11 protein-coding genes are annotated in these 13,907 nt (G+C 53.6%); 4 read left to right on the top strand and 7 right to left on the bottom strand.

The window, feature by feature from the left end; genetic code table 11:
- Positions 1–84: 84 nt before the first annotated feature.
- Positions 85–363 (bottom strand): isoamylase early set domain-containing protein, encoded by a 279-nt coding sequence (locus Q1K23_RS04295; RefSeq protein WP_300362740.1) that lies wholly within the window; start codon positions 361–363, stop codon positions 85–87.
- A gap of 26 nt (positions 364–389) precedes the next feature.
- On the bottom strand, positions 390–1,349 hold the full coding sequence (locus Q1K23_RS04290) for a 6-phosphofructokinase (protein ID WP_300362738.1): 960 nt from the start codon (positions 1,347–1,349) through the stop codon (positions 390–392).
- A 153-nt stretch (positions 1,350–1,502) separates the two neighbouring features.
- Here Q1K23_RS04290 and pyk point away from each other — a divergent pair, with 153 nt between their 5' ends.
- Positions 1,503–2,897 carry a pyruvate kinase gene (gene pyk, locus Q1K23_RS04285; protein WP_300362737.1) on the top strand — a complete coding sequence of 465 codons (1,395 nt, stop codon included), beginning with the start codon at positions 1,503–1,505 and terminating at the stop codon, positions 2,895–2,897.
- A gap of 41 nt (positions 2,898–2,938) precedes the next feature.
- On the opposite strand, the gene glgP is transcribed toward pyk, so the two are convergent.
- The 4 genes from glgP to Q1K23_RS04265 are packed head-to-tail and all read right to left on the bottom strand — an operon-like array spanning position 2,939 to position 8,530.
- A complete protein-coding gene (glgP, locus tag Q1K23_RS04280; protein WP_300362736.1) occupies positions 2,939–4,645 on the bottom strand; it encodes an alpha-glucan family phosphorylase in 1,707 nt (568 codons plus the stop codon).
- A gap of 1 nt (position 4,646) precedes the next feature.
- The gene (locus Q1K23_RS04275; protein ID WP_300362735.1) at positions 4,647–5,909 is read right to left on the bottom strand and encodes a glucose-6-phosphate isomerase; all 1,263 of its coding nucleotides are present in this window, start codon (positions 5,907–5,909) and stop codon (positions 4,647–4,649) included.
- A gap of 13 nt (positions 5,910–5,922) precedes the next feature.
- Positions 5,923–7,557: a phosphoglucomutase (alpha-D-glucose-1,6-bisphosphate-dependent) gene (gene pgm / locus Q1K23_RS04270; RefSeq protein ID WP_300362733.1), complete on the bottom strand. Its 1,635-nt coding sequence runs from the start codon at positions 7,555–7,557 to the stop codon at positions 5,923–5,925.
- Positions 7,550–8,530, bottom strand: a complete 981-nt coding sequence (locus Q1K23_RS04265) for an EI24 domain-containing protein (RefSeq protein ID WP_300362732.1) — start codon at positions 8,528–8,530, stop codon at positions 7,550–7,552. Before Q1K23_RS04265 ends, pgm begins: the two co-directional genes overlap by 8 nt.
- Positions 8,531–8,936: 406 nt before the next feature.
- Here Q1K23_RS04265 and Q1K23_RS04260 point away from each other — a divergent pair, with 406 nt between their 5' ends.
- The 3 genes from Q1K23_RS04260 to mgtE all read left to right on the top strand — a co-directional run bounded on the left by Q1K23_RS04260 (position 8,937) and on the right by mgtE (position 12,680).
- Positions 8,937–9,872, top strand: coding sequence for a magnesium transporter CorA family protein (locus tag Q1K23_RS04260; RefSeq protein ID WP_300362730.1), 936 nt, complete (start codon positions 8,937–8,939; stop codon positions 9,870–9,872).
- Positions 9,873–9,988: 116 nt separating this feature from the next.
- Complete coding sequence (locus Q1K23_RS04255) at positions 9,989–11,170, top strand: OmpA family protein (protein ID WP_300362729.1); 1,182 nt, start codon at positions 9,989–9,991, stop codon at positions 11,168–11,170.
- A 145-nt stretch (positions 11,171–11,315) separates the two neighbouring features.
- The gene (gene mgtE / locus Q1K23_RS04250; RefSeq protein ID WP_300362727.1) at positions 11,316–12,680 is read left to right on the top strand and encodes a magnesium transporter; all 1,365 of its coding nucleotides are present in this window, start codon (positions 11,316–11,318) and stop codon (positions 12,678–12,680) included.
- Here the strand turns inward: mgtE and Q1K23_RS04245 are convergent.
- A partial coding sequence (locus Q1K23_RS04245; protein ID WP_300362725.1) for a Na/Pi symporter occupies positions 12,643–13,907 on the bottom strand: 1,265 nt, incomplete at its 5' end. The genes mgtE and Q1K23_RS04245 overlap by 38 nt on opposite strands.

The raw sequence follows: 13,907 nt of genomic DNA, 5'->3' as shown, positions 1-13,907 counted from the left end.
CGCCGGCCATCATGACCGCTTTGAGTCTCTTTGACATCATAAAATCCTTTGATTAATGAATTAATCTGTTCTTATAAATAAATTTTACAACTCCAAAACTGAATTTTTGCTTCCGAAGGGGGTTTCGGCCAAAGGCAGTTCATGATCGGCGATCCAGTCGCTCTCGTCCACCAGATATCCGAATTCATAGGATTCTCCTACAGGCAGAACTTTGGTGATGTAGAATTCGCCGCTCTTCTTCTTTTTCATCGTTTCGGGTTCCCAGTCGTTCCAGCTTCCTTTGATCGCGACCGTTTCACACTCGCTGACGGGTGCCGTAAATGTGACCCATGCCTTCTTTCCTTTTTTTGTAATCTTTACCATGATGTTCTCCTTTGTTTAGATTTGGTTCAGTCCAGGACGTTGAGCATCGCCAGATGATGCGGATTGACCTGGTTCTTGTTGCTGACGACGGTATCGATATCCATCAGCCCGAACTGGCCTTTGTTCCATACCACCACTTTGTTGGATTCTTTGGTCCGACAGAGATGTTCGACGGCGTGTACGGCGAATTCGAAACCCATCATCCGGTCGAAGGTGGTCGGCACCCCGCCCCGCTGGATATGCCCCAGGATCGTGACGCGGGTATCGAACCCGATCCTTTTTTCGAGCCATTCCGCCACCTTCTGGGTCATCTTCGTCCCTTCGGCCACGATGGCGAGCACATAGCGGCGACCGTTGGCGACCTCCCGTACCAGCTTCTCCTCGATCGTCGGAAGTACGAAGTCGACTTCCGGGATGATACAGATCTCCGCCCCCGAACTGATGGCGGAGATCGCCGCCAGATAGCCGCAGTCACGCCCCATCACCTCCACGACGAAGGCCCTGTTGAAGGTCGATGCCGTATCGTAGATCTTGTCCAGAGCGTCTCTGATCGTATTGAGCGCCGTATCGACACCCAGACAGTACTCCGTCCCGTAGATGTCGTTGTCGATCGTTGTCGGAATGCCCACGAAGTTGATCGGGAAATCCTCACTGAAACGGTCCATCGCTCTGAAGGATCCATCGCCTCCCAAGACGACAAGACCGTCGATACCGAACTTTTTCAGGTTTTCGTACGCCTGTTTGCGATATTCGTATTCGTAAAATCGTTTCGATCGGGAAGATCGTATGATCGACCCGCCGCGGTGCAGAATGCCCGCTACATCTCTATAATCGGCCCGTTTTATCTTTCCGTCAATCAAACCCTCCAGTCCGTCATAGACCAGATAGGGTTCCTCTCCTTTGTCGAATGCGTAGTCGACGAACTTTTTGACCGCCGCATTCATTCCCGGAGCGTCTCCGCCGGAACACATCACAGCCAGCGCCATCCACTCTCCTTGTTTTTATTGAGTAAAAAAATTTGAAAACAATATACCATTTTAACTGTTAAAGTTTCGTGAAAGAGACTCTTTTCCATCCCCTCTGTTCAGGGCTCTATGGTATCATGCTGTATCTGAAATCAACAATTCCCAAGGAAAATCATGAAACCGAAAGTCAAAATCGTCGCCACCATCGGCCCGGCTACCAACCATCCCGACTCTATCGCCTCACTGATCGATCACGGTGTCAACGTCTTCCGACTCAACTTCTCCTACGGCTCATACTCCGAACATGAAGAGACCATAAACACGATCCGTTCCATTGCAGAAAAGAAGGGAAAAACCATCGGGATACTTCAGGATATCTGCGGGCCGAAAATCCGCATCCGGGGCATGGAAGAACCCAGAGAGGTGAAAAAGGAGGATCGGCTGATACTGGCGCAGGAGGCGAGCGGTGAGGCTTTCACGATCAGTTTTCCCGGGATCATCGAAGACCTCAAAGTGGGTGACGAGATCTTTTTCGCCGACGGTACGGTCCAGACCCGGGTCATCGAAAAGAGAGATACCAGCGTCGTGCTGGAAGTACTCACACCCGGCCGCCTGATGGAGGGCAAAGGGGTCAATTTTCCCAAAGCCGACATCACCCTTCATGCCCTGACCGACAAGGATCGTGACGACATCCGTTTCGGCGCGAAGATGGGGGTGGACTTCGTCGCCATCTCCTTCGTCAGCAGCGAAAAGGATGTCATCGACGCCAGAAAGATCCAAAGGGAAGCCGGCGGCAAAGCATGGATCGTTTCGAAAATCGAACGCACCACCGCCGTCGAAAATATCGACATGATCATCGACGAAAGCGATGCCGTGATGGTCGCCCGCGGGGACCTCGGAGCCGAAGCGGGCCTGTCGAAAGTACCCGTACTCCAGAAAAAGATCATCAAAAAATGCAACATGAAAGGCAAGCCGGTCATCACCGCCACCCAGATGCTCACCTCGATGGTCAACTCCCCCTACCCGACCCGGGCCGAGGTTTCGGACATCGCCAACGCCGTCTTCGACGGTACCGACGCCGTCATGCTCTCCGACGAAACCGCCGCGGGAAAATACCCAAACGAAGCGGTCGACACCCTGGTCTCCACGATCCTGCAGACCCAGGAGTTCTATCCCTTCTACAAAAATTTTGAAACAAACCCCGGTGAAGCCTTTCCCCACGCTGCTGCGGCGCTGGCACAAATCATGCCCTGTGACTTCATCGCAGCACTGACACTTTCTGGCTACACGATGCTACACCTGAGCAAATACCGTCCGAAAGAGAGGCTCTACGCCATCACGACCGATCCCACACTCGTCAACAAAACGGCACTCGTCTGGGGGCTGGAAGGCGCCGTGTCGATCGACGAGAAAAACTTCACGTCTGAAAATCAGATGGTGGAGAGTCTGCTTGAGACCCACGAGGCGGATCCCGATGCGTTTTTGCTGGTGACGGGGTATCTGGGAGAGAAGGTTTCGATGGGGAAAAGTATCCGCTATATCAGACGGGAAGACCGGAAAAACAGATAGTTTCGGTGCCGGCAGGTACCGGCACCTTCCGTAAAAGAAGATCAGGTGAGCGGCGGATGGTCTTTTATCAGACGATCCGAGAGACGCTTCGGTTCGTAGGGCTTGAAGTTGTAGAGCTTTTCGTAATACTCCACGACCATCCGTGACGACGTAAAATATCCGTGGATGTCGTTCATACCGTTTTTCACGATATTCACCCACTCCTTCTGGTTGTCGTAATACATCGGAAGAATCACGTTTTCGAGTTTGTCCATCATCGCCAGGTAGTCGAGCCTGTCCTGCTCCTCGATGGGCAGCGAAGGATCGGCGTGGGGAATCGTGAAGGAGTTGATACCGTCTTTCTGGAACTCGGCATGCCAGCCATCGGCGATGGAGAAGTGGACAGATCCGTTGATACCGGCGCTCATGCCGCTGGTACCGCTCGCTTCGCGACCCCATCTGGGGGTATTGAGCCAGACATCCGATCCCTGTTTGAGCATCTTCGAAAGACGCAGCTCGTAGCCTGTGAGGACCGCCACGTTCTTGAACTCTTTGGACATCAGAATCAGGTCGTTGAACATCGAAACGGCACGGTAGTCCAGGGGGAAAGGTTTGCCCGCCCAGATGATCTGGATGGGACGCTCGGTATTCATCACCAGCGCTCTGAAGCGCTCCATGTCGTACGTGAGCAGCCACGGGCGTTTGTACTCGGCGAACCGGCGCGCCCAGACGAGTGTCAGAACCTCGGGGTCGAAAAGCTTGCCCGTCTGGTCGGCCACCTCTTCGAACAGCATGTGTTTGAGGTGCTTTTTTCGCCCCACCAGCTGATAGTCTTCATGCTCGAGCATCCAGCTAAGAAGCTGTTTGTCGGCCCAGTAGCGCATATTCTGGGCGTTGGTGATGCTGATGATCTCACATTTGCCCGGTACGTCCTTCCACATCTCGTTGGCCACTTTTTCATGGATCTTCGATACGGCATTGGCCCGTTTGGAAATCTTCAGTGCGCCTACGGTCAGTGAAAAGTTCTCGTCGTAATAGTCGAGTTTCTGCTGTACCTCCTCGACGGAGAAGCCGTTGAAGAAACCCATGCGTCCGAGGAAATGGACATTGTGTACTTCGTTGCCCGCCATCTCCGGTGTATGGGTCGTGAAAACCACATGCTTTTTAAGCACTTCCACATCGGGAAACTTTCTCATCAGTTCGAAAACCATCGGCAGCGCGTGACCCTCGTTCATATGGTAGACATCGATGTCGATGCCCATCGCGTCGAGTACCTTCACACCACCGATACCCAGTACGATCTCCTGGGCGATCCGCGTCTCCTCGTTGGGATCGTAGAGTTTGTGGCTGATGGTCCGGGAGAGGTAGTCGTTTTCGAAGATGTCGGTCGTCAGAAGAATCACGGGAGCCGAGACGAAAGTATCCGCCGGAAGCAGATAGGCTTTGACCTTGACCGGCTTGCCGTTGATCATCACCTCGACGACGATACCTGTCTCTTTCAGGAAATAGTAGAATTTGCGACGGAAATCGATCTTGAGCGTATTGTCCTCGTGTCTTCCCTGATCGTAATAGCCGTAACTCCACAGCATTCCTATACCTATCGTATGCTGCCGTTTGTCGTTGGCGCTTCTCATATGCGATCCCGCCAGGAATCCCAGACCGCCCGAATATGTTTTGAGCGCCTGGTCGATGGCGAACTCCATGGAAAAATAGGCGACCTTCGTTTTGAAATGTTCGTCTATCACATAGGGAAAAAGATCTTTCTCCATATCAACTGTCCTTTGCAAATTTATTCATCAATATATTTTTACCCCGTTCGACACCGGGTTGATTGTATGTATCTATATCGAGCATCGCTCCCACCAGGGAGGTCAACAGCTCGTAGTATACTATGATTTCTCCCACATTGCCGGGCGACACTTTGTCGAAAGTGATCAGATCGACCGGAATGCCCTCCTCCGAAACACTCTGAAGTGTGGCGTCACACTCCGCATTGATCAGTTCGTTGAAGGTTCTGGCGTTGATGTAATCGGTCTTCTCGATGTTCTCGAGAGATATGTCGGGAATCCTCAAATCATTTTCAAAATCGGCAATTTTCAGGAAAGTTACACTCTTGTCCCGGGCACCTTCCATGATGAGCTGCAAAAAAGAGTGCTGATCGAGCGGGCCGATCTGCCCGATGGGTGTCAACCCTATCCGCTGCCCTTTTGCGTCGATCTTGCCGAGCGATTCCGCCCAGAGCTGAACGTACCATCGCGTAAACGCTTCCAGACAGGAGGCGTAGACGAAGAGCACGTTCATCCGGTAGATGTCGTTATGTGTGGCAATGAACGCCGCCTTCTTCTCCAGATGCTTCTCCCGACCATCGAAAAATCTTCGCACCATCCCCGAAGCACCCTCGAGTATGCTACATGTGTCGTATCCGGCCAGTGTCAACGGCACGATGCCCACCGCACTGAGCACCGAAAATCTCCCTCCCACATTTTCGGGTATCGTGTAGGCTTTCAGACCGTGATGGTCGGCATAGCTGCAGAGCGCCGACCCTTCGTCGGTGATGACGATGACGCGCGATCGGTCCCCGCCCGCCAGATCGAGGCCGAAACGGGCGATGAGCGCCTTGAAGATCGACATGGTTTCGATCGTCGTTCCCGATTTCGATACGACGATGAAGAGACTCTTTTCCTTTTCGATCCGGGAAAATTTTTCGTTCAGATCCACGGGATCGGGGTTTTCGAGAAAAAGGAGCCTTTTGGCTTCGGGAAATTTGTGTCGCAGCATCGCGTCGACCGCTTTCGTACCGAGCGACGATCCTCCGATGCCGACTACGACGATCGTTTCGCACTCCCTGAGCGTCTCGTTGGAAGAGAGATAGGCCCTTGTTTCAGCTTCGAGGAGCTTGGAGTCTTCGGGCAGATGGTAATAGCCCGCGACACCTTTTTCCCTCTCTTCCACGATCTTGCCGAAGGCTTCGAACATCAGCTTTTCTTCCGCTTCGTCCGGATGCCAGTCGTAATCGAGTCTGTAGGTGATCATCGATACCTCCTTCTCAACCGATCAGTTCCGTCACGATGCGCTGTGCCGATTTCTGGATCTCGGCCAGATGCTCCGGAGAGAGGAAACTCTCCGCATAGATTTTGTAAATATCTTCCGTTCCGGAAGGTCGCATCGCCACCCACCCGTTTTCGGTCACCAGTTTGAGACCGCCGATAGGTGCTCCGTTGCCGGGGGCGTTGGTGTAGATCCCCACGATCTTCTCTCCGGCCAGTTCGTCGGCTTCGATGTCGTCGGGGCTCAGTGCCTTCAGTTTCGCCTTCTGCTCCGGCGTCGCAGGCGCATCGATACGGGCGTAGTAGGATTTGCCGAACTTCTCTTCGAAATCGGCATAGATCTCAGCAGGATCGCGACCCGTAACCGCCTTGATCTCCGCAGCGAGCAGGTTGAGGATGATGCCGTCCTTGTCGGTGGACCAGACGCCTCCGTCGAAACGCAGGAACGACGCTCCTGCACTCTCTTCGCCGCCGAAGCCGAGCCATCCTTCGTAGAGACCGTCGACGAACCATTTGAACCCCACAGGCACTTCGTAGACCTCTTTGCCGATATCGGCAGCGACCCGATCGATCATGGAACTGGAGACCAGCGTCTTGCCGATTTTGAGATCTTCGGGCCACGAGGTGCGGTGTTTGAAGAGATACCAGATGGCGACGCTGAGATAGTGGTTGGGATTCATCAGTCCGCCTACCGGCGTGACGATGCCGTGGCGGTCGGCGTCGGTATCGTTTCCGAAAGCCAGGTCGTAATCCTCTTTGAGACGCACGAGCGAAGCCATCGCCCAGGGCGAAGAGCAGTCCATACGAATCTTCCCGTCATGGTCGAGGGTCATGAAGGAGAATGTCGGATCGATCCAGGGGTTGACGATCTCCATATTCAGATCGTACATCTCTTTGATCTTTTTGTAGACACCCAGAGCGGAGCCTCCCAGGGGATCGGCGGCGATTTTGAGCCCCGACCTGGCGATGGCGTCCATGTCGACGATTTCCCGGAGAGATTCGACGTAGGGGGTGATGAAGTCGTACATTTCGACATACGGCGAAGCCAGCGCCTCTTCGTAGGAGAGTGCCCTGACATCCTTCAGGCCGTTTTCGAGAATTTCGTTGGCCCTCTTCTCCACGACGGCCGTGACATCGGTATCCGCCGGTCCGCCGTTGGGAGGATTGTATTTGAAACCTCCGTCTTCCGGCGGATTGTGGGAGGGAGTGATGACGATGCCGTCGGCCTTGTCCGAGGAGGTTCGGTTGTGACCGAGGATCGCGAAGGAGACCAGGGGGGTCGGCGTGTATTCGTTCTTTTCCGCTATCCGCACCTTGACACCGTTGGCGGCGCAGACCCTGACCGCTGTCATCTGTGCCGGGGTCGAGAGGGCGTGACTGTCCATACCCATAAAGAGAGGTCCGTCGTACCCCTTCTCTTTTCTGTACTCGCAAACGGCCTGGGTCACGGCCAGTACGTGCGCTTCGTTGAAACTCTTTTTGAAAGCGCTTCCTCTGTGCCCCGACGTTCCGAAGGCGACACGCTCCGTGGAAACGGCAGGATCCGGCTGCAGCGAGAAATAGTCGCTGATCAGCAGGGGAAGGTTGATGATTCTATCTTTGGGTACGGGTTGTCCGGCGAGTTTGTCAGCCATGGGTGGTTTCCTCCTTGGATGTATTGTCCTGCATACCATGATGGATCGCTCCGTTTCTGGCTTTATGTGCCATGATCCAGTGGAAAAACATGATCTGGGCGAAGAAAGGAGCGAAGAGATTTATCACGGGCAGAAAGTTGAACAGCGACGTCAGGATCGCGATGCTCCAGATCATATAGCGATGGTGTCTCAGATGCTGATAGTCCTCCTCCGTGCAGTAGAGGTTGCAGGTACTGAGAAAATAGGATTCCCGGTAGAGCCACGACCAGAGAAAGAGCTGCATGAAGACATTGGCGATGGGAATGAAAAGAACGGGAAAGGCGATGATCGAAAAGATAACGAAGAGTATCGTGTCGACCAGAACGCGGCCGTGGTGTTTGCGGCTGATACCGCCCTCTTCGATCCGGATATGGGGATAGTCGCTGAGACGGATGTTTTCGAGAAAGGGCTTTCTGAAAAAGGAGACGACAAGAAAGAGCGTCAGGATATATGCGTTGTAGAAGAAGTAGAAAGCCAGCAGCCATGCGTAGGCGTCGGTGACGGTCTGGAAAGGCAACTCCGTCAGCAGACGCTGGATCTCGCTGAAGATATACTCCCATTTTGCCATGATGACCACTGCCCATAGCGCCGATAAGACCAGCAGTACCGTAAAGGTGTAGATATACTGGGTTCTTTCTCTAAACTTTCTTAAAATGGGCGGCCCGATCAGTGCCGTCATGGCGGCGAAAGAAACCAGTACGGCTACGAACCAGAGAAAGAAAATGATGAAAAGCGCACCGTTGGCTTTGACGATCGAAAAGGGTATCCAGCCGATGATGATGGAGGCGAAGGTGATGGCGTAATCCCATACCCCCATACTGATCCAGACCCAAATCCCCATCAACGGAAGTCCGATAAGCAGTGCGAAACGCAGAACGTTCCATCTCAGAATATCGTTGACACTGCGTATGAGATAACTGTTGACCTGCCTCATTCCCGCTCCTTTTGTCCTTGTTTTGGATAGAACCCATCTCAAAAATTCCCATAGGCGGGAATGACACGCAAAAGTTGCGATGACGAGGCGAAAAGCGCAAGGTGTAGCCCAAGACAACACCCGGCATTTTCAACGAAATCAGCGTATCTTTTCCGTGTCACCCTACGGGCGGAGCGCTTTTGCCCCCTCTCTTTGTTGGTTCTCCTTGATGTGGCTTTGGCCACACCTGTGTCGAACCGTCGCGACAGGGAGCAAAATCGCTTCCGTTACCGCCTATGGGAATTTTTGAGATGGGTTCTAAAGTCTAACAAATAAAAGCATAAAGTTTTATTTTTGAAAAACCTCCATTCGGCGCCATTTGCGATAAAATATCGAATTATCCAAAACCATCGCGGGAGTCATCACCATGTACATCTTTTCGGACCGGCTCTACAAAAAAGATGAAATCCATCTCGACGACAACAAAAAGCAGATCATCTTCACGACACTCGACAACGAAGAGATCCTTGAATGGCTCTGTAAACACCGTTTTCCCGAAAGCTTCATCGAAGACATCACCAACGAGGACCAGAGTGTCACTTTCGAGGAGAACGAACAGTTCAAACTGGCCATTCTCAAATATTTCCAGCAGGATCCCGAAGACGAACTGCTTTTCCATTCCGAAAATGTGGTCATCATACTGACCGAAAAAAAGTTCATCTTCCTTGCCAAAGAGAAGAAACTGATCAAAACGATCACCAACAGACTCTACCGCCGTTACAAAACCACCGACTCCCTGGAATACATCATGTACTCCGTCATCGACATCATGGTCGACCACACGATGGGCATCATCGACATGATCGACGACAGGCTCGAAGAGATCGAAGACAGGATCTTCGACGAGTCACTGGACGAACAGGAGGTACAAAAGCAGCTCTACTTCGCACGAAGGACACTCAACCGCATCGGCAAACTCTCCGTCCAGCACAACGACATCGTCAACAAGATCATCAACCACTTTCCGATCAACGTCAGAAAGAGACTGCGCTACGAATTCATCGACCTCAAGGAGCATCTGTCGTTTCTGATCAACGAGTCGAAAACATATCTCGACCGGACCGGATACCTGCAGACGCTTCTGATGGGATTTCTGAGCAACCGCATGAATCAGGCGATGCAGCGGCTCGCCGCCATTTCCCTCATCTTCCTGCCCTTGACCTTCATCGTCGGCAACTACGGTATGAATTTCAAACACATGCCCGAACTCGACTGGAAATACGGCTACCTTCTCGTCTGGGCCCTCAATCTGGGTATCGCCTATCTGATTTTCAAATGGCTCAAAAAAAAGCGCTGGATCTAAAATTACCAATCGAAAATCATAATCCAATAATTTTCAACAAAACAACAGCATTTAGTCATATTTAATGGCTTTTTATGTATAATCGCCTCACCTACTATATTACAAGGAGAGTAAGAATGACTAAGAGATTGGGAATGGTGCTTCTGAGCATCGCTGCGGCATCCACGATGATGGCGCAGGACTACACGAACTCCGTCACCGTGACCGGCGGCGGATACAGTCCCCTCGACGAAGAGTGGATCGACGACGCCTGGACACTCGGCGCTCGCCTCGGACTGATCGAAGGCGACACGCACGGCCTCGAACTGGAGTACGACTTCATCAACAACGTCGACCTCGACAGAAGCCAGGGAGACGGCGACACCTATGGCAATCAGCTATTCGCCAACTACCTCTACCACTTCAAAGACCAGAGCGAAAGCCTCCGCCCCTACCTTCTCGCGGGTGTCGGTTACGAAAACTGGACCAACAGTGACCTCGACGACGGCGGTGTCGGTGCGGTCGGTGCCGGTATCAAATATGCCGTCAACGAGTGGCTGAACCTCCGTGCGGAAGTCAAAGATGTCATCCGCTTCGACGACGGCGGAAACACACTCGCCTATATGGCAGGTTTCATGATTCCTTTCGGAACACCTGCAGCGGCGGCTCCTGTGGCAGCGGCGGCTCCTCTGACCTCTCTGGACAGCGATGGCGACGGTATCATCGACAGCAAAGACAAATGCCCCAACACACCGGCAGGTACGATCGTCGACAAAAACGGTTGTCCCGATATGACGGACAGCGACGGTGACGGTGTTATCGACGCTCTCGACAACTGCCCCAACAGCAAGACCAATCAGGTCGACGAAAACGGATGTCCTCTCGATACGGACAAAGACGGTGTACCCGATTATATCGACCAGTGCCCGAACACGCCGGCCAAATTCAAAGTCGACTCGAAAGGGTGTACGATCGGCGTCACGCTCTATCTGCACTTCCCGTTCAACTCTGCCAAGATTCCGGCCAACGAAGTCATGGATGTCGACCGTGTCGCGGAATTCCTGAAGAAACATCCCGAAGTCACCGCCATTCTCGAAGGCCATACCGACAGTACAGGTCCGGCTGCCTACAATATGGAACTCTCCAAGCGCCGTGCCGAAGCGGTCAAAAAAGCCCTCGTCGAGCGCGGTATCGACGCTTCCCGTCTGAAAGTCGAAGCCTACGGTGAAACCAAGCCGATCGCTCCGAACGATACGGAAGAGGGACGCGCGAAAAACCGCCGCGTCGAAGTTGTACTGGTTCCCGGCAAAGGCCAGTAACTCTTTTTCTCCTCCGCCTCCCGGCGGAGGTCCACTATCTACTTCCACTGTTTCCGCAGTTTCTTTTTTCAACATTTTTCGTTTCAAGGTATCGAGAGGTATTCTCATGTACAATTCGGTCATTTAAATCTTCAGGAGGTGGTAGATGGATCGCAACATCGATGATCTGACCATCGAGATAGAACGACGTATCAGACTCTTCCAGGAAGGCATGGACGAGAGTGCCCAGGCCTATGAAATCGCCGAACTGCTTGAAGAGTGTCGCGATCTGAGCAAATCCCGCTTTCTGGAACTTCTCAAATCTCTCCCCGAAGATCTGAAAGCCGAAGTCCTCTCCGAACTCTCGAAAAACGCCCAGGAAGACGCCCTCGAAGCGATCGACGCCAAGGAGCTGGCGGAGATTATCGAAGAGATGGATACAGACGACGCCGCCGACATCGTCCAGCACATCGAGGAGATGGACGAAGAGAAGGCCGAAGAGGTTCTCGACGAGATCGCCGAAGAGGACAGCAAGGTCATTCGCGAGCTGATCAGCTACGAAGAGAACGAAGCGGGTGCCTACATGCAGACCGAACTCTTCAAAGCCTATGTCGACGAGACGATCGCCGAATCGATCAAACGCCTCAAAGAGATGAAGAGCCGCGGAGAGATCGACAACGCCTACCATGTCTTCATCGTCGATGCGAAAGAGCGTTTCCTCGGTATGATGCCGATGGAGGATCTGGTCCTCCACGGACCGGGAGAAGTCTATCGCAACATCATCGACAAAGAGGGTGTCCTGACCGTTTCGGTCCATCCCCAGGACGAGATCGACAAAGTGATCGAGCTGGCCGGTAACTACAACATGAACGTCATCCCCGTCACCGACGAGTTCGGGATACTGCTGGGACGTATCACGGCCGACGACATCTACGACCTGATGGAGAAACAGGCGACCGATCAGATCTACGGCATGGCCGGTGTCCAGGAGGAGTCGGAAGAGAGCGAAAACATCATCGAAGCGGGAAAGACCCGCGCCATCTGGCTGGGAATCAACCTCCTCACCGCCATCGCCGCCTCCATCGTCATCGGCTTTTTCGACTCGACGATCCAGTCGATCGTGGCCCTGGCCGTACTGATGCCGATCGTCGCTTCGATGGGGGGCAACGCGGGCACCCAGTCTCTGACCGTCACGGTGCGCCAGCTCGCCCTGGGAGACATCGATCCGACGGAGGCCAGAAAGGTCATCACCAAGGAGGTGCTTCTCTCTCTGGGCAACGGCCTCATCTACGCCGTCGTCATGGGGACCATCGCCTGGATCTGGTTCGATATGCCGATGCTGGGGGTCGTCATAGGTCTTTCGATGATCATCAACCTGCTCGCCGCCGGTTTCTTCGGGGCGACGATACCGCTGGTCCTCAAGGGACTCGGCATCGACCCCGCCGTCGGCTCGACCGTTCTGCTCACCACCGTCACCGATGTCGTGGGATTTTTCAGTTTTCTCGGCCTGGCGACGATGATTCTTCTATAATCTGGCGAAGCTCCGTCAGCGCGTTTCTCAGCGACTTCGAAAAACTTTTGCTCAGATGGAGATCGTTGATGGCGATCGTCGTCATCTCCGACGCGATGGAGCGGTTTTTGGCGATATCCCCGATGATCTCCATACTGTTGCGGTAGGATGCGGCAATCCGTTTGTAGAAACGTTCCATCTCTTCGATCCTCTTCTCGTCACGATCGAGAAAGGCGTTGTGAAACGCCTGCACACTCTTGATGATCTGGTATCGGAGGTTGCGTAGAAAGACCCTGCCCTCCATATGCTCCTCGTCGTACCACCGCTCGATATCGTGGAGCATATCCTTGATCGATTTGGCCGCGGTGGCGAGATAGGTGGTGATTCTCGCGGCATGCTCCAGATCGGCCGCCAGAGGCTCCACACCCTTTTGACCGGTCAGTTCCGTGATGAAACGCAGGATCTCTCCCTCCAGTCTTCGAATATGTGCGTAGAGGCGATGGTAGGAGAGCTCCATGTTTTCGTCGTATTCATCCAGAATCTTGTCGATCGGCACCCCCTCCTTCAGCACCTTCTGGGGAGGCGTATTGACCGCGAGCAGTGCGAAATTCTCCACCTCTTCGGCCAGATGGGCGATCTCCCTTTTCAAAGCGTCCACCGCCACCTCGGGCATTTCGACCGATACGTTGTGGATATAGTGGGTGACATGGGCCTTCTCTTTTTTGAAAAAGCGCTTCAGCCATCCGGCCAAAGGTGGAATGAAGGGGTACCATATCGCCACCCCCAGCAGATTGAAAAGGGTGTGAAAGAGGGCGATACGGATGACCTCGTCGGCCCAGGGAAGAATGGCGTCGGTGGCCGTGATCAGCGGATGGATCGCGATCAGCGCCACGAGACCCGTGGAGAGGTTGAAGAGCAGATGGGCCAGAGCCGTCCGTTTCTTGTCGGAAGAGCCGCCGATGGCTCCGAGCATCGCCGTGACCGTCGTACCGACGTTGGAGCCGACGACGAAGGCGGCAGCCGCCTCGAAACCGATCAGATGGGCGAAGAGTGCGCTCTGGACGATGGCGACGGATGCCGAGCTCGACTGGATCAGGGCCGTGATACCGAGCCCCGTCAGAGCGTACCACCAGATATGGGGAAAGCGGTAGGCCGAGATGTCGAAATCCCGGGCGAAGACCGCGAAGCTCTCCTTCATCCCCTCCAGCCCCAGAAAGATCAGACCGAATCCGACCATCGCGTTGAAGA

The organism is Hydrogenimonas sp. (assembly GCF_029933015.1).
GTDB lineage: Bacteria > Campylobacterota > Campylobacteria > Campylobacterales > Hydrogenimonadaceae > Hydrogenimonas.
This window is presented reverse-complemented; position numbering and strand designations above follow the sequence as displayed.

What these genes read in the sequence shown, in the direction of transcription:
- Q1K23_RS04295 (WP_300362740.1), bottom strand. Translation starts at nt 363, where the DNA reads ATGGTAAAGATTACAAAAAAAGGAAAGAAGGCATGGGTCACATTTACG.
- Q1K23_RS04290 (WP_300362738.1), bottom strand. Translation starts at nt 1,349, where the DNA reads ATGGCGCTGGCTGTGATGTGTTCCGGCGGAGACGCTCCGGGAATGAAT.
- pyk (WP_300362737.1), top strand. Translation starts at nt 1,503, where the DNA reads ATGAAACCGAAAGTCAAAATCGTCGCCACCATCGGCCCGGCTACCAAC.
- glgP (WP_300362736.1), bottom strand. Translation starts at nt 4,645, where the DNA reads ATGGAGAAAGATCTTTTTCCCTATGTGATAGACGAACATTTCAAAACG.
- Q1K23_RS04275 (WP_300362735.1), bottom strand. Translation starts at nt 5,909, where the DNA reads ATGATCACCTACAGACTCGATTACGACTGGCATCCGGACGAAGCGGAA.
- pgm (WP_300362733.1), bottom strand. Translation starts at nt 7,557, where the DNA reads ATGGCTGACAAACTCGCCGGACAACCCGTACCCAAAGATAGAATCATC.
- Q1K23_RS04265 (WP_300362732.1), bottom strand. Translation starts at nt 8,530, where the DNA reads ATGAGGCAGGTCAACAGTTATCTCATACGCAGTGTCAACGATATTCTG.
- Q1K23_RS04260 (WP_300362730.1), top strand. Translation starts at nt 8,937, where the DNA reads ATGTACATCTTTTCGGACCGGCTCTACAAAAAAGATGAAATCCATCTC.
- Q1K23_RS04255 (WP_300362729.1), top strand. Translation starts at nt 9,989, where the DNA reads ATGACTAAGAGATTGGGAATGGTGCTTCTGAGCATCGCTGCGGCATCC.
- mgtE (WP_300362727.1), top strand. Translation starts at nt 11,316, where the DNA reads ATGGATCGCAACATCGATGATCTGACCATCGAGATAGAACGACGTATC.